This is a genomic window from Vibrio sp. MA40-2, from assembly GCF_047302445.1.
Lineage (GTDB): Bacteria > Pseudomonadota > Gammaproteobacteria > Enterobacterales > Vibrionaceae > Vibrio.
Genome location: NZ_CP178628.1, coordinates 621,860 through 642,837 on the forward strand (window position 1 = coordinate 621,860; position 20,978 = coordinate 642,837).

The following is a 20,978-nucleotide window of genomic DNA, read 5'->3' on the forward strand; positions in this document are numbered from 1 at the left end:
CTACTGCTTCTATAATTCGTTTAAATAACTGAGCGACGTCGATAAAACAATAATCCAGGCATAGCCAACCCTATCGCAAGCCCTGCAATAATGAACATCGCTTTTAAAAAGTTCTCCATTAAAACAGACACAAGCTCAGGCGTATAGCCTAAATGATTTATTTCTACTAACGCTATCATCGCTTTGTAAGCAAACACACCAGGAACCATTGGGATCAAAGCTGCCACAGTAAAAACTTTTGGGTGTGCTAAAAATTTACGCGACCAGTAAACGCCAATCATACCAACCGTAGTTGCAGCAAAGAACGTAGCCCATTCAATTGGTATTCCATATTGCAGCATAAGATAACGAGAACCATGACCAATAGCACCACCAATAGCACAGTATTTTAGTGCTTTTTGCGGCACATTAAACACTAAGGCGAAACCGACCGCAGGTATAGATGCAAAAAACATATCATTTAAAAGTCCAAGTAATAAATCCATTATTCGATCCATCCCCATACACCAACTACTGTCATCGCACCAACAATACCTAAACAAGTCGCCAACGTTAATAAACTCCCCATAACAAAGCGCGCAATACCAATATTTATATAACCTTTAACCATATCAGCAACCGAGTTAATCAAAGGAAAACCCGGTACTAGCATCAATACAGACGATGCCATTGAGATAAATGGTTGATTTCCTATATTTAGAACCATAGCTTGTGCAGAGATTAACGTTGTGACAAATGCCGTAACCGCAAAGTTAATTAACGGATTAAAATGTCGATGTCCTATCTCCTGTCTTACTATCATGCCTACAGCGGAGGCTAAAAATGTCATGGCAAAAATAGCCCAATCGCCACCGGCTAAATGACTAAAAGAAGCACAAGATAAACCGATCATGACAACTACTATCCAGCGGTTATATCTCGCAGGACTGATCTTATTTAATCTGTCCTGAGCAAAAGCGTAATTTAAAATACCCTTTTCCATCATAATGCAAATACGTTGAATTTGAGTAACTACACGCATATTAATACCACGATCAGGCGCACGGCGTGTGGTTGTCATACAGCGATTGTGAATAAATGTGGTCACGACAATCGCATTAGCAGATAAAGAAACTTCCACTTCATCAGCACCACTTGCCAACCCCATACGCCTAATGATGTCACCTACCAGAGTGCTTTCTGCTCCATGTGCGAGTAACATTTGTCCAGCTTGTGCAATCAGCCGAGAAATCGCACGTTGCCTTTCTTCTATATTAGAATCAGATTTTTTCTCTATATCCGAACTTTTCTCTACACTTGATATCGTTTCCACCAATAGTCCTTTTTCATTATCGAGTTATAACCGTTAGCATTCTGTAACAGCTATATTGCATTAAAATCGATCGCTATAAAATGATTTGAATATAAAAAAACCGCAACAAATGCTGCGGTTTTATTGATAATAATCATTTAATGATCATTATTCACGTACATAGATAACGTGGCCATCGTCTTCATCGTCATCCCAGTCATCATCATCATCGTCCCAACCATCTTCAGTGATAACGTCTTTTCCAGATAAAGCATCTTTGTGGTAATCATCCCACATGAAATCCACTTTCTCTTCTTCGCTAATCTCAATTTTTTCTTTAGGTAAAGAATCCATAAAATCAGCCAGCTTATAACAAAGTTCTTTTGTTCCACTTTTATTTACAGCTGATATCTTGAAAAATTGTTCTTCCCAGCCAAGGGCACCTAAGATCTCTTGGATCTTTTCATCCGCTTCATCTTCAGGAAGAAGATCCACCTTATTAAAGATCAACCAACGAGGTTTTTGAGAAACTTTATCGCTATATTGTTCAAGTTCATCGATAATCGTCAATGCATTTTGCACTGGGTCACTGCCATCTATCGGCATAATGTCGACCATATGCAATAGAACTCGACATCGTTCTAAATGCTTAAGGAAACGAATACCTAATCCAGCACCCTCAGCAGCACCTTCAATCAGACCTGGAATATCAGCAACCACAAAACTCTTACCAGAAACAACGCTTACAACGCCTAAACTAGGAATCAAAGTGGTAAATGGATAATCAGCGACTTTTGGCTTCGCTGCGGAAACAGAACGGATAAAAGTAGACTTACCTGCATTAGGCAATCCTAACATACCCACATCAGCTAAAAGAAGAAGCTCTAAGCGTAATTCTCTCACTTCTCCCTTGGTCCCCATCGTCTTTTGACGAGGCGCTCTATTGACTGAAGATTTAAAGCGAGTGTTGCCCAACCCATGCCAGCCGCCTTTGGCTATCATAACTTTTTTACCATGCTCTGCGACTTCACCAACTACTTCATTTGTATGAATATCAACAGCACGGGTACCAACAGGTACACGTAATATTTTATCTTTACCACGCTTCCCCGTACAATTACCGCCACGGCCATTTTCACCACGTTCGCCAGCGTAAAAACGCTGAAAACGATAATCAATAAGAGTATTTAAATTTTCATCAGCAACAAGGTATACATCGCCACCATCGCCGCCATCGCCGCCATCAGGGCCGCCTTTGGTTATAAATTTTTCTCGCCAGAAACTAACAATACCGTTACCACCATCACCAGCTTCTACTTTTACAACCGCTTCATCTACGAACTTCATCTCTTAACTCCGCATTGGGTGCAATATCATCTTAATAGATTGATACTATTCTAGCAGATCCAAATTAATCTGATCGATCACCCAAGATCTAATACTATCTATTCAATAGAACATAAAGAAAGCCCCTTTCCTAAACAATAAAGGAAAGCTCCGTTCTTTATGCTCTTCTATAAGTACTCAGCTTTCTTATAAGTACTCCATTTTCTATAAATAAAAAGCCCCGCCGAATTGGCAGGGCTTTTAAATTCAGCTTGAAACTAAATTACTCAGTTTCGATGCTTACGAACTTACGGTTTTTAGCACCTTTTACTTCAAACTTCACTTTACCTTCCGATAAAGCAAAAAGAGTATGGTCTTTACCGATACCAACGTTTGTGCCCGCGTGGAACTTAGTACCACGTTGACGAACGATGATATTACCCGCTAGAACTGATTCGCCACCAAAACGCTTAACGCCAAGACGTTTGCTTTCTGAATCGCGACCGTTACGAGTAGAACCGCCAGCTTTTTTGTGTGCCATTGTATATCTCTCCTAACTAAATTAAGCGCTGATGCCAGTGATTTTCACTTCAGTGAACCACTGACGATGGCCTTGTTGTTTACGAGAGTGCTTACGACGACGGAACTTAACGATTTTAACTTTATCGCCACGACCGTGTTGAACCACTTCCGCAGTTACTTTACCGCCCTCAACAAGAGGTGCGCCAACAGCAATTTCTTCACCATTAGCAACCATAAGAACAGTATCGAACTCAACTGTTGCGCCAGTTTCAACGTCTAATTTCTCTAAACGAAGGGTTTGACCTTCGCTTACTCGGTGTTGTTTACCACCAGATTGGAAAACAGCGTACATTTTTTACTCCGCTTTTTCCGCACAGCCTATGCAATTGTACGAGCATTTGGGGTGTGCGCTAAACTAATCATCAATAGGGCGCAGATTCTACGTGAATGTACTTCCTATGACAAGCCATATTTGTAAATAAATGGCGAAAACATAATCGCCAAACAAAAGTGAGAGAATCATGCCTCTAGAACGTACATTTTACAATGATTTTTAGTGTATTATTACACAATAATTAGAAACAGCTCCCCTTTATCGGGCCTAAACTTAGCCGGAATGAACATGGATTTTAAAGCTATCCAAACACTGACTGCCAATGATATGGCAAAAGTGAACGAAATAATTCAAGCACAATTAAACTCAGAAGTGACATTAATCAATCAACTTGGTTTTTATATTATAAGTGGAGGAGGCAAACGCATTCGACCTCTTTTGGCATTGTTGACTGCAAGGGCACTGGGATACAAAGGGCAAGATCATCAGATGGCGGCCGCTTTTATCGAATTTATTCATACCGCCACTCTCCTGCATGATGACGTTGTCGATGAGTCTGACATGCGTAGAGGAAAAGAAACCGCAAACATCGCGTTTGGTAATGCTTCAAGCATCCTAGTTGGCGATTATATGTATACACGAGCCTTCCAAATGATGACTAGCCTAGGATCATTAAGGATCCTTTCTTTAATGAGTGAAGCAGTAAATGTGATTTCTGAAGGTGAAGTTCAGCAATTGATCAATTGCAACGATCCTGATACTTCCGAAGAGAGTTATATGCAAGTTATCTATTCAAAAACAGCTCGACTGTTCGAATCGGCTACTCAAATAGGGGCGATATTAAATGATGCCCCAGAGAGCATCGAACTTGCCATGCAAAACTATGGTAAATATTTAGGTACTGCTTTTCAATTAATCGATGATGTTCTCGACTACACAGCAGACGGAAAAGAAATGGGCAAAAATGTCGGTGATGATTTAGCCGAAGGAAAACCAACACTGCCACTACTTTACGCAATGAAACATGGTAATGAACAGCAAAGAATGATGATTCGCGAAGCGATTGAAAAAGCAAATGGAATGGAAAAATTAGACGACATTCTTGCTGCTTTACATGAAACAGGCGCTTTAGAATACACTACTCAAGTCGCTTACAATGAAGCAGATAAAGCCATTAATGAGTTGAGTGCGATACCTGAATCTGAATATAAAGATGCGTTAATTTCACTTGCACATTTAAGTGTAAAACGAAATAAATAGTATTGAGATACAAATATAGCGGTATAGAGGTGTTGTTTTTATCTCTATACCGAATTATCTCTAAACCTATTGAACTCTAAAACAAGTGCTCTCTAAAACAAATGCTCCCTACAACAAAGTGCTTCTAAACTAAATTAGCTTTGATGACAGCTTGCTTTCTTTGTGCAGCTAAATGAGGGTTCGTTTCAGCCTCGATTGCAACAAGCCGATTAAACACAACATCAAATAATGCAAGTTGAGAGATCTGCACAATACTGCTTATGGTCTCTGCATTGCCTTCATCATAGATAAAAGGCAAAACTACGTCAGACAGTTCATGCAACTTTGAATGTTTCGCTTGAGTTATTGATACAATCTTACAACCACAGGCTTTAGCGGTAGCGATTTTACTGTTTATTTGTTCCGTTCCTCCTGCAACACTAAGTGCCAACACAACATCATTGCCAGTAAACTGCAACAAATACTGTTCTTGTATAATGGCATCAGCTTGAAATATGACCGCTTTATTAAGCAGCATCAGTTTTTGACTAATAGCGTTGGCCACAATAGAAGACGTTCCTAATGCTAGAATGACAACACGACTTGATTGATGTAAAGCCTTCGATGCTACCTCTATCGTTTTGTCAGACACATGCTCAAAGGTACTGTGCAAATGTTGCTGTAATAAATTCGCAGAACTTTCAATAATCGTCTTGCTTGAACCATTATGATCAAAGTGAGTAAAAATTTGCGAGCTATTATGGTTTTTTTGCGCAGCAACAAAATCGAATTTAAAAACCGAATAGCCTTTATAACCTAAGCTCTGAGCAAAACGTACTATTGAAGCATTACTCACTCCACATAAACGACCAAGTGCAATCGCACTCATCTCAGAGATATCAATATCAGGATTGAGAAGTTGTTTAGCTATCCTCATCTCCGCATCGCTGCTCGATTCAGATAGCGATATCAGCTTTTTCATTAATCTTGCCATGCCAATCCCACTACATTATCAATTTTAGGGCTAAAAACCCCGGTACATTCGTTTTACGCATAAAATATTATAACAAAAAAAGGCAGCGTAAAAACGCTGCCTTCAATCACTGGGCTTGTTGCTATTTACATCGAATCATTTCGACAGACATTCGCTTTATTTAGCGAATTCTTCACCGATAGTAATATCGCCATTTAATGTATCTAACATTCCATCAAGTGCTTGCTGTTCAAATGCACTTAATTCACCATAGCTTAATACTTCTTCAACCCCTTCTTTACCTAATTTAATAGGTTGAGCGAAGAAACGTGTATGTTCACCGCCCCCTTCTACATAAGCGCATTCAATAACGTTCTCTTCGCCATTTAAAGCGTTAACAAGAGCGATACCAAAACGACAAGCGGCTTGGCCCATAGACAAGGTTGCTGAACCACCGCCAGCTTTTGCTTCAACAACTTCTGTTCCTGCATTTTGAATACGAGTTGTTAATGCCGCCACTTCTTCTTGCGTAAATTCAACCCCTTCAACTTGAGACAATAGAGGTAGAATGGTGACACCTGAGTGGCCGCCAATAACAGGAACACGAACATCGCTAGGATCTTTATCTTTCAATGCGGCAACAAAGGTTTCAGAGCGAATGACATCCAAAGTCGTTACACCAAATAAACGACGTTTATCGTAAACCCCTGCCTTTTTAAGTACATCAGCCGCAATAGCAACGGTTGTATTTACTGGGTTAGTGATAATACCTACTAGGGCTTTAGGGCAAGTCACGGCAATTTTTTCAGCTAAAGATTTAACAATGCCAGCATTAACATTAAACAAATCGGCACGGTCCATACCCGGCTTACGGGCAACACCTGCAGAGATAAGCACTACATCTGCGCCTTCTAAGGCTGGAGTTGGATCTTCACCTGCATAACCTTTTACCGAAACAGGTGTAGGGATATGGCTTAAGTCTGCAGCAACACCCGGTGTAACTGGAGCGATATCATATAGGGCTAAATCAGTACCTGCAGGAAGGCGGTTTTTCAGTAATAAAGCAAGAGCTTGGCCTATTCCACCAGCGGCACCAATAACGGCTACTTTCATAGTAGTTCTCCTTGAGAAAGTTAATTTTAATTTTGAATCACGTATTTTTTTATTAAAAGTAAGGTCTATAAAGAAATTAAAGGAATCACTAATCGAATACAATTAATTAACGTCAGCTTTGCGACTTCGCGCAATTCACAGACAACGTGCTACAAAAGTTGCATTGAAATCTTCAACTTATCCAATATAGCATTTGTTAACCAAGTGTTGCCAATATGTTTACTCTTGGTTTTAACATTCAGTGATAAAAACGACAAATATCAGGCGATTATTTGATGATTGTAGAAAAAATATGAGAAGATGTAGCTATCGAATGGTATGAGACGAATAAACATCATGCGCAATACAGAAAAACAAGATCATTTAGTAAAAGCCTTTAAAGCTATTTTGAAAGAAGAAAGATTTGGCTCCCAAGGCGAAATTGTTGATGCTCTTCGGGTAGAAGGCTTTGACAATATTAATCAGTCTAAGGTATCTCGAATGCTCACCAAGTTTGGAGCAGTGAGAACTAGAAATGCTAAAATGGAAATGGTGTACTGTTTGCCAGCGGAGCTAGGGGTTCCAACTACGTCGAGCCCATTGCGTGAACTGGTTTTAGATATTGATTATAACAATGCTATTGTCGTCATTCATACAGGGCCAGGAGCAGCACAACTTATCGCTCGATTACTTGATTCACTAGGAAAATCAGAAGGCATACTTGGTGTAGTGGCTGGTGATGATACAATATTCATTACTCCAACTATTACGGTCACAACCAAGCAATTATTTAATTCTGTCTGCTCTTTATTTGAATACTCAGGATAAAGCCAGTTTAAATACTCTGAAGAAAGTGATAATTAAACAGTTTTGCTGTCAATATGCGTTTGATCTGCCTCTTTATTTTAGGATGGTTATTTTGCAGGGTATGTTGACCACTGATTTAGCCAAATAGAGAGAAAGAAAATAACCCACTGATTTTTTTTTAAAAAATGAAATAGAAAAACCAAGTCACAATCACTTCAATTACGCCTTGGATATTTTGTAATAATGATGATTATTATAATTAAATCTGTTTTTTTGGTATTATACGCCCGCTTTTTCGAGATATATCTTGGAAAAATGCCTTTTCCAAAAGGAAAAACCTGTAAATAGCGACATAAGTTATGCTAATTACAGGGAACATAATGAATAAAAAAGGAACATTCATGGCATTTAAAAAATTTATTCAATTTGGCGCTGTTGCCATCACTGTATTAGGCGTACACGCCGCGAATGCTCAGTCATTCATCACGATTGGTACTGGTTCGGTTACTGGCGTTTATTACCCTACAGGTGGTGCGATCTGTAAGTTGGTCAATAAAGGCCGAAAAACACATAATATTCGTTGTTCTGTTGAATCAACTGGTGGTTCGATCTACAACATTAATACGATGAAAGCAGGCGAACTCGATTTCGGTATAGTTCAATCTGATGCTCAATATAATGGCTATAATGGCAGCGACAAATTCCAAAATGAATTTAAACAATTGCGAGCCATATTCTCTCTACATACTGAACCTTTTAATATTATCGCTCGTGCTGACTCAGATATAAATAATGTCGCCGACCTAGAAGGAAAGCGAGTGAATATTGGTAATCCTGGCTCAGGTGATCGCTCAACTATGAGTGTGGTGATGGACGCATTTGGCTGGACTAGAGACAATTTCAAACTAGCTTCAGAACTTAAAGGCTCGGAACGTTCACAAGCACTGTGTGATAATAAAATCGATGCCTTTATCTACATGGTTGGCCACCCGAATGGTTCAATCAAAGAAGCCACCACATCTTGTGATGCTAAACTGGTTTCCGCTACTGGACCAGAAATAGATAAAATTGTTGCTGAACATCCATATTATGCACATACCAATCTACCTGCGGGAACTTACCGTGGGACAGAGAATGACATTAATAGCTTTGGTGTAGCCGCGACAATGGTTACCACGACTAACGTGTCAGACGATATCGCCTATAATGTAACCAAAGCTGTATTTGAAAACTTTGATACATTTAAGCGTTTACATCCTGCTTTTGCTCATCTTCAAAAAGAACAAATGGTGCACGCAGGTATTTCTATTCCTCTTCATCCCGGAGCGGAAAGATACTACAAAGAAATTGGCCTCCTTAAATAACTGTTCATAAGCCAATTAAAACAATTAAGGGGGCAAACGCCTCCTTAATAATTTTAGTACTGAATATTTCACTAAGTACTCATTTGTTTAACTAATCACTTTGCTACACTAGATCAAACTAACTTATTAAATTAACTGTAAGTCGCTCTAGCTTTGATCTGTAACAATAGACCATCACTATAAGGAAAAAAGTACATGACGCAGGCAACCAAACCGTCTCAAGATGTGCAAGAAATGGTGGCTCAAGTCGATACTGGTGCCCGAAACCCAAAAGGCTTCCCAGGACGTATTTTATGGCTTGTACCACTTTGCTGGTCACTATTTCAACTTTGGTACGCATCTCCACTACCGTTTATTTTTAATTTTGGCGTACTTAACGATACTGAAGCTCGCTCTATTCATTTAACGTTTGCTATTTTCTTAGCCTTTACCGCTTATCCAGCACTGACGAATTCTCCGCGAGATAGAGTCCCGTTGATCGATTGGATACTAGCATTAGCAGGCAGTTTTGCAGCTTGCTACATCTACCTTTTTTATGCTCAACTTGCCGAACGATCTGGTGCACCAACCACTTTTGATATTGTTGCGGCGGTCATTGGTATGGTGTTGCTTTTAGAAGCAACTCGACGCGCCTTAGGCCCTCCATTGATGGTAGTTGCAGCAGTTTTCCTACTTTATACCTTTGCTGGGCCACATATGCCCGATGTTATTGCCCATAAAGGAGCGAGCTTAAACAAAGCGATGTCTCATTTGTGGTTAACAACAGAAGGTGTATTTGGAGTTGCGTTAGGTGTTTCTACTTCTTTTGTCTTTTTGTTCGTTCTGTTTGGAGCGATGCTTGATCGAGCAGGTGCAGGTGCTTACTTTATAAAAGTCGCTTTCTCTTTACTTGGTCATATGCGCGGTGGCCCGGCAAAAGCAGCGGTTGTGGCTTCGGGGTTATCAGGCCTAGTCTCCGGCTCTTCAATAGCAAACGTAGTGACAACCGGAACCTTCACGATTCCTTTGATGAAAAGAGTCGGATTCCCGGGAACAAAAGCCGGTGCAGTAGAGGTTGCAGCTTCGACTAATGGGCAGCTAACGCCTCCAATTATGGGCGCAGCTGCTTTTCTCATGGTTGAATACGTTGGTATCTCATATGTGGAAGTCATTAGAGCTGCTCTTTTACCTGCGCTGATTTCTTACATTGCTTTACTGTACATTGTTCACTTAGAAGCGTGTAAAGCGGGTATGACTGGTTTACCACGTCGCCACACACCAAAACTGTTACATAGCATGCTCTCTTTTGTTGGAACCATCTTAGGTTTATGCATTATCAGTGCTGCGGTTTATTATGGTGTAGGTTGGACAAAAGATGTATTTGGTGACGCTGCCACTCCTATTGTCACGGTCGTATTGCTTATTGCTTATGTTGGTTTAGTGAGTATTTCTGCTCGCTATAGAGAGCATGCTCTTATGTCAATAGATGAAGAACTACTCGAGGTGCCAGAAGCCGGCCCTACCATTAAATCTGGACTGCACTTCTTGTTACCGATTGTTGTGTTGGTGTGGTGTTTAACGGTAGAGCGTTTTTCTCCAGGCTTGTCGGCATTCTGGGCAACGGTGTTTATGATCTTTATTTTATTAACACAACGACCTCTTATGACCTTATTTGCTAAAGAAGGGGATATTAAGCAAAGTGTTAAAGAAGGCTTTATCGATCTTTCCGAAAGCTTAGTTTCTGGTGCTCGCAACATGATAGGTATTGGCGTAGCAACAGCCGCGGCCGGTACGGTAGTTGGTGTAGTAACCTTAACAGGCATCGGCTTAGTAATGACCGACTTTGTTGAGTTTATCTCAGGCGGTAGCATTATTTTAATGTTGTTATTCACTGCCGTTATTAGTTTAGTACTCGGCATGGGACTTCCAACAACCGCCAACTATATTGTTGTTTCTACCCTTATGGCTCCAGTTATCGTCACACTTGGGGCAGCTCATGGGCTGATTATTCCATTGATTGCGGTCCACTTGTTCGTGTTCTATTTTGGTATTCTTGCCGATGATACTCCTCCGGTTGGTCTGGCGGCATTTGCTGCAGCAGCGATCGCAAAATCCGATCCTATTCGAACGGGTATTCAAGGCTTTACCTATGACATTCGAACCGCAATATTGCCATTTATGTTTATATTCAACACCCAACTATTACTTATGGGTGTGGATACTTGGTGGCATCTATTCCTCACGATAATGTCTTCAATCACAGCAATGCTTATTTTTTCCGCTGCGACTCAAGGCTGGTGGTTTACTAAAAATAAATGGTGGGAAACACTGCTCCTTCTCGTCTTAACCTTTACCTTCTTCAGACCAGGGTTTTGGTGGGATATGATTTATCCAGCGAAAGATCATTACCCAGGAGTTGAGATAGCTCAAGTAACCGAAAATCTCGCTGTGGGACAATCACTTGAGTTAAGAGTTGCTGGTGAAACACTAGAAGGTAAAGCGACTGAGAGAACGGTTATATTACCATTTGAAGATGATGCAAAAGGTTCAGAAGAGCGTATTGCATCGATGGGTCTAATGTTAATTGAAAAAGATAACAAGATGATCGTTGATATGATCGAATTTGGTAGTCCAGCAGAAGCGGCTGGTATCGACTTCGATTGGGAAATACAATCGGTAATCTTACAAGCTGATAGACCAATGAAAGAGTGGGTTTTTGTCCCTGCTTTGTTGATATTGTTTGGTCTAGGTTTTAACCAGAAACGCCGTGCTCGTAAGGATGAACTGAGCGCATAGTACGTTTAATCGCATAGTATGGTTTCTATCGTACTATGCGAAGTACATACGATATTAACAAACTATTTAATTAGCATTATTTTCAGCTGCTATTGTGGTTAATATCGTAACGTAATGAATAGGGATAACTTGGGTAACCCCCTTCCTAATGTAGAGATAACGAAATGTATAAACAAATCCTTGTTCCTGTCGACTTAAATGATAAAGGCTTTTCTGATAGGGCAATTGAGCTCGCGGTATGGCACGCTAAAACATCTAATGCAGAGGTGCACCTGTTAACCGTTCTTCCCGGCATTCATATGTCGATGGTTGCTACTTATTTCCCCAAAGATGCCGCCAATAAAATGAAGCAAGACGTAAAGCATCAACTGCAAAAGTTTGCCATAGCACATATAGATGAGGATATCGTTTATAAGACCCACGTAGCAGAAGGAAAGCCTTACGCTACGATTTTAGAGTACGCGAGTAAATTGGGTGCAGATTTGATTGTTATGCCTAGCCATAAACGCTCTAAAGTTGATAAAGTCGTATTAGGTTCAGTGGCAAGTAAAGTCGTTCAAAACTCACCAATTAACGTTTTAGTCGTCAAGCCTCAGGGCTAAGCTAACCACGAGATTAACTGCTGGTTAATAGCTTATAATCGGGCAGCATTTTAGCCGCACTAAAATGCTGCCAAATTTGTTCTTGCGCGGCTTGATAAAAATCACACGCCACAAAAGCACTGGTTAATTCATTATTGCTTGGATGATAGTAACTCAACTCCGTTGAATGAAGTTGCAATCGGTCTGAATACGCTTTCGCTGCTGGGTGTGCATAAAATTCATCGCCAACAATCGGATGACCAAGTTCCATCATATGAACTCGAAGTTGATGCGAGCGTCCTGAAATAGGTAATAGACGAACCAGCGTGGTTTCTTTCTCTCTTTCAACCACCTGATAGTTAGTTTGAGATGGCTTACCATGTTCGTAACAGACTTTTTGTCTCGGTCGATTTGGCCAATCACAAATAAGCGGTAAATCTACACAACCTTCATCTTGCTCTACCTGTCCCCATACTCTTGCATAGTAAATCTTATGCGTTAAACGATATTGAAACTGCTTTTTGATGTGTCGTTCAGCTTGTTTGGTCAATGCAAACAACATCAAACCTGATGTTGCCATATCCAAACGATGTACGACTTGAATATCAGGATAATCCACCACCAACCGGCTCCATAAACTATCGTAATGTTGTGCTAGTCTTCCGGGAACAGACAGCAACCCGGCAGGTTTATTTGCGACCAAAATATGTTCATCTTGGAATGTTATTTCAATGGGTTGCTGTGAAGGGGAGTAGTCGATCATAGGTAATGATTATCTTATTAAAATAGAGGGGGAAATAAGCCGCAAGCAAGTACTCTTAATACCTTGCTTGCGGTTTATTGACTACATAATGAATATACTAAATATTAATTATGTGAAACCACAATAAGTCGCAATGAATCCAATTGGATTTGTGCCTGAGAAATGTAGCCCGTCAATTGTTGAATTTGCTTCTCGATTGCTTGTAGTTCTTCATCACGAATATTCGGGTTCACAGCTTTTAGCGCTTGTAACCGCTCTAATTCTGCATTTAACGAACTCGACATTTCGTTTTGAGCTTGCTCTCGTACCGCCTTCAATTTACTGTCAATACACTTCTCTCCAGCTTCAATCAGTTTATGGATATCTGCCTGAACACTCGACACAAGCTTATTGGCTAGATGACGATTGACTGGGCTTAGTTGACGATTAAAACTGTCAAATTCAACTTGCTCGGAAAGATCATTGCCTTTGCCATCCATCATTAACCGAATCGGAGTTTTAGGTAGGTATCCGCTAATACCACTGCGTTTAGGTGCTTGAGCATCTACTAAATAAATCAGCTCCAGCAACATGGTTCCCACCGGTAACGCTTTATTCTTTAGCAAAGATACCGCCGTTGTTCCTACCCCTTCACTCAACAGAAGATCTATCCCTCCTTGAATCATAGGGTGTTCCCAGCTCATAAAGTTCATGTCTTCACGAGAAAGCGCCGTTTCGCGATCAAATGTTATGGTCGCACCATCGTATGGAAGCCCTGGATAACTCGGTACCATCATATGTTCCGACGGTGTTACAACTAACGCTTTGTCACCTTTGTCATCTTGATTTAAACCAATAGTGTCAAACAAACTCAACGCGAAGGAAACCAAATTGGTGTCTCCATCAGTGCTAGCAATTTTTTCTACTATCTCTAATGCTTGCTCACCGCCATTAGAATGCATCTCTAGTAAACGATCTCGTCCACTTTCCAGTTGAACTTTGAGAGTTTGATTTAACTTATTCGACTCTTCTATGAGTTGCTCTAAATCGTGCTCTTTTCCACCAGCTAATAAATCGATCAAATCATCTGAATATTGATCATAAACCGCTCTACCGGTTGGACAAGTTTCGGAAAAAGCTTGCAACCCTTCTTCAAACCAACGGGCAAGAATTCCTTGAGAGGAACCTTCTAAATACGGAACAAAAATATCAATATCACGTAATTGGCCGATTCTATCAAGGCGACCAATACGTTGTTCTAGCAAATCTGGATTAAACGGTAAATCAAACATAACCAACTGATTTGCAAACTGGAAATTACGTCCTTCTGAACCAATTTCAGAACAAATAAGTACCTGAGCGCCCCCTTCTTCTTGGGCAAAATACGCAGCGGCTTTATCTCGCTCAATAATCGACATTCCTTCATGGAATACCGTTGCACGAATACCTTCACGTTCTCTCAACGCTTGTTCTAATTGCAATGCGGTGGTCGATCTAGAAGCTATCACCAATATTTTTTCTGAACGTTTTTCTTTTACTTTATCAATCAACCAATTAACACGTGAGTCAAATTGCCACCATGACCCACCTTCTAGATCCTGGAAAATCTCTTCAGGATACAGTTTTCTCATAGCTTGCGCTTCGGGCAATAAATCTTTATCTAACATATTGGAAACACGGATCGCACGCGCATATTGATCGGGCATTTCCATCGGTAGAAGGTGTACGTTTCTTTGTGGAAACCCTTTAATCGCAGAACGAGTATTTCTAAACAGGACTCGTCCTGTGCCGTGGCGATCCATCAAGTTTTCAATTAGCTCATGACGTGCATTAGCTTTGTCTTGTTCAGAAGCATCGGATTCAATTATTCTAAACAGAGGTTCTACATCTTGTTCTGAAAGCAACTCTGTTATCTGATTTTTAGCGCTATTTTCCAGTGTTAAACCAGAAAATAAGTTACTCACCGCATCAGCAACCGGTTCATATTGTTTTTCTTCTTGCACAAACGCTTGATAATCATAAAAACGATCTGGATCTAACAAACGCAAACGAGCAAAATGACTCTCGTGGCCTAATTGCTCTGGCGTGGCGGTTAACAATAATACGGATTCGGTATTATTAGCTAAACCTTCTACCACTTGATACTCACGGCTAGGCGCATCAACACTCCATTCCAAGTGGTGTGCTTCATCGACAACTAAAAGATCCCAATTGCCATCAACAATCTGCTCAAAGCGCTTTTGGTTTTTAGTTAAGAAGCCTAACGAACATAGTACATACTGAGCCGTGTCGAAAGGATTAGCCGCCTCAAAACAAGCTTCTATACAGCGTTCTTCATCAAAGATAGAAAAATGTAAATTAAAACGGCGCATCATCTCAACCAACCACTGATGCTGCAATGTTTCCGGTACAACAATCAACACTCGTTCAGCTCGACCTGATAATACTTGTTGATGAATAATCATCCCTGCTTCAATCGTTTTACCTAGCCCTACTTCATCGGCCAATAAAACACGAGGCGCATGCCTACGTCCGACTTCGTGGGCAATAAATAACTGATGTGGGATAAGCCCAGCTCTCATACCACAAAGACCACGCATTGGGCTTTTATGCTGCTGATATTGATTGTGTAACGCGTTATAACGCAATACAAAATTATCCATACGGTCTATTTGACCAGCGAACAACTTATCTTGTGGTTTATTAAAACGAATTTGATTGCTAAGAAAAATCTCACGAAGAGCAATATCGCTTTCTTGGTTATCTTGTCTGGTACCTACATAGGTAAGCAAGCCTTTATCTTCTCGAACTTCTTCAACTAAAAGAGACCAACCTTCTTGGCTTTCAATTGTATCTCCAACATGGAAAATAACTCGTGTTATTGGGGCGTCTTTTTGGGCGTAGACTCGGTTTTCTTCTGACGCAGCAAACATCAATGTTACGGTTCTTGCATCTTGTTCTACGATGGTACCTAAACCCAAATCGCTTTCTGTATCACTGATCCAGCGCTGACCCAAAGCAAATGCCATATATCTGATTACCTCTATGTTGGAGTAGACCAGTTTAAGTATCTCTATTCTGGTCTATCTATTCTGTTATACCTATCTATACACATTATTATAGGCTGATAAAAACAACGATTCTGCATTTTATTCGCAAAGAAAAGTCGAGAATTTTTAAGGTCGCCAATATTACTTCAAGCCGTGATGTAGGTCACGACTAAAAAAGAATAAACTGACAATTATCAAATCGAATAGATATTTACATAAAACCGTCATGTATCTATGAGAAATCTAAATACCAAGTTCACATTTATTACATATACTTATAATGGATGTACCATCAATATCGGTGCATCGAATTGGATAAATTTTGGCCAAAACTGGTTTATGACTAACGAATACAATGAATCATTAGTCATAAATGTGTTAATTAAGCTAACCGCAATGCGCGGTAAAGGAGATGCTTATGGGCGATACCGATAGGAAAATTTTTGTTTTAGATACCAATATTCTTCTGCATGAACCTTTCGCAATCTATTCCTTTCAAGAACACGACGTAATTATTCCCATGACTGTCCTCGAAGAATTGGACAGAATTAAAGACAGCAAACGAGATGTAGCACGTGATGCTCGAGTCGCTATTCGCGCTTTAGAAGACATATTTCGCGATGCAACTCCAGAACAAATTTCCGAAGGCATTCCATACTCAAAAGAGATCAGCGCAACAGGAAGTATTGCCATTCTGGCAGATTTTGGCTTACAAGAAACCGTTAAAGCATTCGCCGATAAAGCAGGTGATAATCGTATATTAAACGCCGTATTATCTCTCCAAAATAAGAAGTCATCACGAGATGTTGTATTAGTAACCAAAGATATCAACATGCGCTTGCGAGCGAAAGGAGCTGGAGTCCGTTTTGTTGAAGATTACCGTTCTGACCAATTAATCGATGATGTGCAATACTTAACCAAAGGTTTTTATAATTACACAGGTAACTTTTGGCAAAATTTAGACAATGTCGATAGCTATACCGTTGAAGGCCGTACTTATCATTCAATCGATAAAGCGGCGTTACAACCAACCTATATAAACCAATATTTGATCGATGAAGAAACAGATTTTGCAGGGAGAGTAGAATCAATAAAAGATGAGAAAGTCACAATAAAGGATCTCAGTAGAGAAAGAATGATGCATAGAAAAATCTGGGATATTACGCCGAAAAACATCTATCAATCAATGGCATTTGACGCTTTAATGGACCCAGAAATCGATCTTGTTATCTTAACTGGCGCAGCAGGTAGTGGAAAAACTTTGCTAGCAATGGCTGCTGCATTGGAACTTTCTATCGAAAAATTTCAATTTGATAAAATAATCGTTACCCGCAACACTCCCGATATTGGCGAATCTATAGGCTTTTTACCAGGAACAGAAGAAGAGAAAATGCTGCCCTGGTTAGCAGCAGTGACCGACACACTTGAAGCATTACACAAGCACGATCATTGTAGTGAAGGCTCACTCAAGTATATTTGTGAGAAAGCGAATATTCAATTTAAATCGATTAACTTCATGCGCGGTCGTTCTATTCAAAACGCCTTTGTTTTGTTAGATGAATGCCAAAATCTAACCGCTTCACAAATTAAAACCATTATCACCCGTTGCGGAGAAGGCACCAAAATCGTTTGTTCCGGTAACTTAGCACAAATCGATTCACCTTATTTAACCCCCGTAACCTCTGGGCTTACTTATATGGTGGAACGCTTTAAAAACTTTGAAGGCAGTGCCAATGTGCACTTGAATGGAGTAGTAAGAAGCCGCTTGGCGGAATTTGCAGAGGAAAATTTGTAATTAACCGTCTCACGATAAGTTATTAAACGCTATTCTGAGATGCCTTACGGTATACTCAGAGTAGCGTTGTTGTTTTATCAATAATAGAAGTAATGAAGATCAGGCAGCGAACAAAAATACATCATCAGCATAACGGTTACACAATATTACTCTGCGAGTGGAGGATAACATTCTAAAATTTCTACACCGTCACTCGATTCTATAGTAATAGAGTCGATACCATGTGGGCAGAAAAATTTATCGAATCGAGTTAAATGCGTTTGTTCACCACCACAAGTAATCGTGCATTCACCATTAACGATTAAACCAATATAGAAATCTGGTTCCGATTTGTCCACCACACCTTTAATCACCGATTTACATACACGAAAGCTTTTGGTTGCTCTGGAATCCACCAGTGATTCTTTATGTGATTGCTCATTATACTGAGTCAAAAATAACGGTGTTTGTTGGTATCTTTGGTAAACGTCTTGTTTGGATACCTGTTCAAAGTTAAACACATCTAAACAAAAATCCAGATCGCGACTCATAAATCGAGCTTCTTCAGGCATAACATAGCCTGACTTTTCAAATTCAAAACGCACAGCAAGATCAGAAGGTTCCATTATCTCAATAATGAGTAGCCCTTCTCCAATGGCATGAGGAACCCCACCAGGAATATAAAAACTATCTCCCGGTTTTACCTCTATTTTCTCAAAACAATCGCTAATCGCATCAATATCCTGTACTTCGATCATTGATTTCAACTTGTCCCTTTCAGGTGGGTGTTGAAAACCTAGATAAATATAAGGTTGCTCAACCTCCTCTCTAGCTTGCAGAACATAATAAGCTTCGGCTTTACCACAAGGCGAATTCAAACTTTCCTGAGCAAACTCTGCGGTAGGGTGAACCTGAAAATGCAATCGAACGGATGAATCTAGATACTTAACCAGCAACATAGGATTGTTGCCAAATTTGTCTACATGATGAGCGCCTAAAAAATAATTAGGATCAGAATCTATTAAACAATCAAACTTAACCGGTTCACCACCAATAATAACCGAGGAAACACCTTCAGAAAGATGCTCTCTTCCTTTATTGGTTGCTTGTGTTGTAGAACCGATCCAATCTTCAGGAAAATGATTATCTTCAGGGGAAGCAACATTAGCAATCTGGTCTAACATTCGTCCACCTGTATACGTTCTCCAGACTCTATTTTGGGTAAAAGTTAGTACTTTTCCTTCATAATTCATTTGTAACTCACTTATTTCTAATGCCAAAAACCTAAGTCACTTTTGCTGATACAAAAAGCTTTATAAATTCAAATAAGAACGATAAACAAGAGCGATTTTTATAAAGATAAACAGCCCAAACAATACCAAAAACATCAATAACTTAAGTAAGGTTAAATTAATCAGACAACAACTGCTTAATCGTTCGTTTCGCCCCGTTAGTGTTTAACAATTCATATTGTTTAATAATTAATGATACAAACGGCTTATCTTTAACTAAGTCCACACTAAAAATAGAACTTATTGCCAGTAGATTAAGTACAATATCGTGGTTGTCTGGGTATTTTTTATAAACGCTGTCAAACTGTTGAATTAATGGATCAACAACATCAATAGATCTACCAAGATCGTCACAGCGTCCTACATATTTCATCCACGCAGCAACGCCTAAGCTCAACCATTTAATTGATTTATGCTTAGCTTGCAAAATGGCGATCGATTCGCAAAATCTAGGTGGCACTTTTTGACTACCATCCATAGCTATTTGCCACGTTCGATGTTTTAAGCTTGGGTTAGAAAAACGTTCAATTAGCATATTGGCATACGCATTTAAATCGATATCTGGTGGCGTATTTAAAGATTCAGCTTGCTCATTCATCATTAGTTCATGCACTGCAAATCGAAAGTCTGGATCGGAAATTACTTCTGAAATGTAGTCATAACCAGCTAGATAACCCATATAAGCCATAAATGAATGGCTACCATTGAGCATGCGTAACTTCATCTCTTCAAATGGCGCGACGTCGGCAACAAACTGAGCGCCTACTTTATTCCACTCCGGTCTTCCATTAACGAAATTATCTTCAATCACCCATTGTCTGAACGGTTCACAAACAACCGCACAAGGATCGTTATAGCCTAAGATAGTCGCAATATCTTTTTCATCTTCAGCTGTAACTGCTGGTGTAATTCGGTCAACCATGGTGCATGGAAATGTGACATGCTGGTCTATCCAAAGACCTAGAGCTGGGTCAATCAGGTTGGCGTAATCTAAGATCACCGCTTTCGCTACGTGCCCATTACTATTGATATTATCGCAAGACATGACGGTAAACGGTTTTACACCACGCTCTTTTCTGAGCCTTAACCCTTCCACTATATATCCAACAACTGAACAAGGCTGTTGAGGATTAGCCAGATCTTTTTTGATCAAACTATTATTAACATCTAACCTCCCACTAAGAAAATCGGCGCAGTAGCCTTTTTCGGTAATCGTCATAGAAACGATAGCAACTTGTTGTTCTATCAATTTAGATATAATGGCGGCAGAACCATCAAGATGGGCATGTAGGGATTCATTAATTGAACTGGAAAGTTTTAATGTATTGGATTCAGAGCCTTTTTCTAAAACATGATAACGATGATCTTGTTGACGTAACTGCTCGATATTTTGTTGACCGAATAAGTCAACTTCACAGATCCCCCAATCTCCACCAGTCAAACTAAGTAACTCACTAGTATAAAGAGCTTGATGAGAACGGTGAAAAGCACCAAAACCAAAATGAACAATGCGACTCTTTAGTAAAGAACGTTGATATATGGGATCTTGTTTCTCTTGTTGATAGTCTTTGTCTAGCATAGTTAAATTGCCTTAGCGATTATTTATTGTCTGATGATATTAATAAAGAAAATATCTCACCACGAAAATTGGTCAACCCAAATTGAATGCAAACGTGATTTTCATCAACCAATTTACTTTTATTTTGTCTAAATGAATAATTATACCGAATAAAAGCACAATAAATAATTACAGGACGCGAATCGGTCGACCAATTCGCATCCTGTAAGTTCTGAAGATTCTGAAGGCTATAACGCT

The 20,978-nt window shown here is 39.8% G+C and carries 17 protein-coding genes; 6 read left to right on the plus strand and 11 right to left on the minus strand.

Translation table 11 applies throughout. From position 1 onward, the window contains the following. Positions 1 to 20 precede the first annotated feature (20 nt). The 5 genes from ACLKML_RS10375 to rplU form a co-directional block, all read right to left on the minus strand. On the minus strand, positions 21 to 485 hold the full coding sequence (locus ACLKML_RS10375) for a threonine/serine exporter family protein (RefSeq protein ID WP_413285271.1): 465 nt from the start codon (positions 483 to 485) through the stop codon (positions 21 to 23). Further along, positions 485 to 1,252 (minus strand): threonine/serine ThrE exporter family protein, encoded by a 768-nt coding sequence (locus ACLKML_RS10380; RefSeq protein ID WP_413285865.1) that lies wholly within the window; start codon positions 1,250 to 1,252, stop codon positions 485 to 487. Before ACLKML_RS10380 ends, ACLKML_RS10375 begins: the two co-directional genes overlap by 1 nt. A 207-nt stretch (positions 1,253 to 1,459) precedes the next feature. Further along, positions 1,460 to 2,638, minus strand: coding sequence for an Obg family GTPase CgtA (cgtA, locus tag ACLKML_RS10385; protein WP_413285272.1), 1,179 nt, complete (start codon positions 2,636 to 2,638; stop codon positions 1,460 to 1,462). Between the two features lie 262 nt (positions 2,639 to 2,900). Then, positions 2,901 to 3,158, minus strand: coding sequence for a 50S ribosomal protein L27 (gene rpmA, locus ACLKML_RS10390; protein ID WP_317718224.1), 258 nt, complete (start codon positions 3,156 to 3,158; stop codon positions 2,901 to 2,903). A gap of 21 nt (positions 3,159 to 3,179) precedes the next feature. Beyond that, entirely contained in the window at positions 3,180 to 3,491 is a 312-nt protein-coding gene (rplU, locus tag ACLKML_RS10395) for a 50S ribosomal protein L21 (protein ID WP_317718223.1), read from the minus strand. Positions 3,492 to 3,761: 270 nt separating this feature from the next. Between rplU and ispB the strand changes: the two genes are divergently transcribed. After that, positions 3,762 to 4,733 carry an octaprenyl diphosphate synthase gene (gene ispB / locus ACLKML_RS10400; RefSeq protein ID WP_413285273.1) on the plus strand — a complete coding sequence of 324 codons (972 nt, stop codon included), beginning with the start codon at positions 3,762 to 3,764 and terminating at the stop codon, positions 4,731 to 4,733. 124 nt (positions 4,734 to 4,857) lie between these two features. Here the strand turns inward: ispB and ACLKML_RS10405 are convergent, their stop codons facing one another. Together ACLKML_RS10405 and mdh are read right to left on the minus strand one after the other, a co-directional pair. Next, the gene (locus ACLKML_RS10405) at positions 4,858 to 5,694 is read right to left on the minus strand and encodes a MurR/RpiR family transcriptional regulator (protein ID WP_413285274.1); all 837 of its coding nucleotides are present in this window, start codon (positions 5,692 to 5,694) and stop codon (positions 4,858 to 4,860) included. A 168-nt stretch (positions 5,695 to 5,862) separates the two neighbouring features. Beyond that, a complete protein-coding gene (gene mdh / locus ACLKML_RS10410) occupies positions 5,863 to 6,798 on the minus strand; it encodes a malate dehydrogenase (RefSeq protein WP_413285275.1) in 936 nt (311 codons plus the stop codon). Positions 6,799 to 7,134: 336 nt separating this feature from the next. Between mdh and argR the strand changes: the two genes are divergently transcribed. The 4 genes from argR (at position 7,135) to ACLKML_RS10430 (ending at position 12,325) form a co-directional block, all read left to right on the plus strand. Continuing rightward, entirely contained in the window at positions 7,135 to 7,605 is a 471-nt protein-coding gene (gene argR, locus ACLKML_RS10415) for a transcriptional regulator ArgR (protein ID WP_413285866.1), read from the plus strand. Between the two features lie 380 nt (positions 7,606 to 7,985). After that, positions 7,986 to 8,948 carry a TAXI family TRAP transporter solute-binding subunit gene (locus tag ACLKML_RS10420; protein WP_413285276.1) on the plus strand — a complete coding sequence of 321 codons (963 nt, stop codon included), beginning with the start codon at positions 7,986 to 7,988 and terminating at the stop codon, positions 8,946 to 8,948. A 195-nt stretch (positions 8,949 to 9,143) separates the two neighbouring features. Beyond that, on the plus strand, positions 9,144 to 11,723 hold the full coding sequence (locus ACLKML_RS10425) for a TRAP transporter permease (protein WP_413285277.1): 2,580 nt from the start codon (positions 9,144 to 9,146) through the stop codon (positions 11,721 to 11,723). A gap of 164 nt (positions 11,724 to 11,887) precedes the next feature. Beyond that, positions 11,888 to 12,325 (plus strand): universal stress protein, encoded by a 438-nt coding sequence (locus tag ACLKML_RS10430; protein WP_413285278.1) that lies wholly within the window; start codon positions 11,888 to 11,890, stop codon positions 12,323 to 12,325. 13 nt (positions 12,326 to 12,338) lie between these two features. Here the strand turns inward: ACLKML_RS10430 and rluA are convergent, their stop codons facing one another. Both rluA and rapA read right to left on the minus strand, forming a co-directional pair. Next, positions 12,339 to 13,067: a bifunctional tRNA pseudouridine(32) synthase/23S rRNA pseudouridine(746) synthase RluA gene (rluA, locus tag ACLKML_RS10435; RefSeq protein WP_413285279.1), complete on the minus strand. Its 729-nt coding sequence runs from the start codon at positions 13,065 to 13,067 to the stop codon at positions 12,339 to 12,341. A gap of 104 nt (positions 13,068 to 13,171) precedes the next feature. After that, positions 13,172 to 16,075 carry an RNA polymerase-associated protein RapA gene (gene rapA, locus ACLKML_RS10440; RefSeq protein ID WP_413285280.1) on the minus strand — a complete coding sequence of 968 codons (2,904 nt, stop codon included), beginning with the start codon at positions 16,073 to 16,075 and terminating at the stop codon, positions 13,172 to 13,174. A gap of 439 nt (positions 16,076 to 16,514) precedes the next feature. Here rapA and ACLKML_RS10445 point away from each other — a divergent pair, with 439 nt between their 5' ends. Continuing rightward, on the plus strand, positions 16,515 to 17,891 hold the full coding sequence (locus ACLKML_RS10445; RefSeq protein ID WP_413285281.1) for a PhoH family protein: 1,377 nt from the start codon (positions 16,515 to 16,517) through the stop codon (positions 17,889 to 17,891). Positions 17,892 to 18,037: 146 nt separating this feature from the next. On the opposite strand, the gene ACLKML_RS10450 is transcribed toward ACLKML_RS10445, so the two are convergent. Together ACLKML_RS10450 and ACLKML_RS10455 are read right to left on the minus strand one after the other, a co-directional pair. After that, a complete protein-coding gene (locus tag ACLKML_RS10450; RefSeq protein ID WP_413285282.1) occupies positions 18,038 to 19,054 on the minus strand; it encodes a class I mannose-6-phosphate isomerase in 1,017 nt (338 codons plus the stop codon). A gap of 226 nt (positions 19,055 to 19,280) precedes the next feature. Further along, the gene (locus ACLKML_RS10455; RefSeq protein ID WP_413285283.1) at positions 19,281 to 20,741 is read right to left on the minus strand and encodes a mannitol dehydrogenase family protein; all 1,461 of its coding nucleotides are present in this window, start codon (positions 20,739 to 20,741) and stop codon (positions 19,281 to 19,283) included. Between the last annotated feature and the right edge of the window lie 237 nt (positions 20,742 to 20,978).

Bases quoted from the DNA above. Each gene is read 5' to 3' on its own strand.
- ACLKML_RS10375 (WP_413285271.1), bottom strand. From the start codon at position 485: ATGGATTTATTACTTGGACTTTTAAATGATATGTTTTTTGCATCTATA.
- cgtA (WP_413285272.1), bottom strand. From the start codon at position 2,638: ATGAAGTTCGTAGATGAAGCGGTTGTAAAAGTAGAAGCTGGTGATGGT.
- rpmA (WP_317718224.1), bottom strand. From the start codon at position 3,158: ATGGCACACAAAAAAGCTGGCGGTTCTACTCGTAACGGTCGCGATTCA.
- rplU (WP_317718223.1), bottom strand. From the start codon at position 3,491: ATGTACGCTGTTTTCCAATCTGGTGGTAAACAACACCGAGTAAGCGAA.
- ispB (WP_413285273.1), top strand. From the start codon at position 3,762: ATGGATTTTAAAGCTATCCAAACACTGACTGCCAATGATATGGCAAAA.
- ACLKML_RS10405 (WP_413285274.1), bottom strand. From the start codon at position 5,694: ATGAAAAAGCTGATATCGCTATCTGAATCGAGCAGCGATGCGGAGATG.
- mdh (WP_413285275.1), bottom strand. From the start codon at position 6,798: ATGAAAGTAGCCGTTATTGGTGCCGCTGGTGGAATAGGCCAAGCTCTT.
- argR (WP_413285866.1), top strand. From the start codon at position 7,135: ATGCGCAATACAGAAAAACAAGATCATTTAGTAAAAGCCTTTAAAGCT.
- ACLKML_RS10420 (WP_413285276.1), top strand. From the start codon at position 7,986: ATGGCATTTAAAAAATTTATTCAATTTGGCGCTGTTGCCATCACTGTA.
- ACLKML_RS10425 (WP_413285277.1), top strand. From the start codon at position 9,144: ATGACGCAGGCAACCAAACCGTCTCAAGATGTGCAAGAAATGGTGGCT.
- ACLKML_RS10430 (WP_413285278.1), top strand. From the start codon at position 11,888: ATGTATAAACAAATCCTTGTTCCTGTCGACTTAAATGATAAAGGCTTT.
- rluA (WP_413285279.1), bottom strand. From the start codon at position 13,067: ATGATCGACTACTCCCCTTCACAGCAACCCATTGAAATAACATTCCAA.
- rapA (WP_413285280.1), bottom strand. From the start codon at position 16,075: ATGGCATTTGCTTTGGGTCAGCGCTGGATCAGTGATACAGAAAGCGAT.
- ACLKML_RS10445 (WP_413285281.1), top strand. From the start codon at position 16,515: ATGGGCGATACCGATAGGAAAATTTTTGTTTTAGATACCAATATTCTT.
- ACLKML_RS10450 (WP_413285282.1), bottom strand. From the start codon at position 19,054: ATGTTAGACCAGATTGCTAATGTTGCTTCCCCTGAAGATAATCATTTT.
- ACLKML_RS10455 (WP_413285283.1), bottom strand. From the start codon at position 20,741: ATGCTAGACAAAGACTATCAACAAGAGAAACAAGATCCCATATATCAA.